At 62.2% G+C, this 230-nt stretch carries 1 protein-coding gene; it reads left to right on the top strand.

Features of this window, described 5'->3' with window-relative positions:
• A partial coding sequence (locus ACQRAX_RS25755; protein WP_427867802.1) for an Ig-like domain-containing protein occupies window positions 1-230 on the top strand: 230 nt, incomplete at both ends.

Here is a 230-nt window from a genome sequence, read left to right as displayed (position 1 = left end):
AACGACACCCAAGGCGCCGACCGCATCGCCAGTGGACCGATCACACCGCAGTCCATCGAGGGCACCTACGGCAAGCTGGTACTGGCAGCTGACGGCTCCTACACCTACACCCTGAACACCGCCGACCCGGACTTCATCAACCGCACCGGCACTGGCGTCGAAACCTTCACCTACACCCTCAAGGATGCCGACGGCGACAGCAGCACCGCGACCTTGAAGATCAACGTCAA

This window comes from Pseudomonas sp. UM16, from assembly GCF_050312595.1.
Lineage (GTDB): Bacteria > Pseudomonadota > Gammaproteobacteria > Pseudomonadales > Pseudomonadaceae > Aquipseudomonas.
This window is presented reverse-complemented; position numbering and strand designations above follow the sequence as displayed.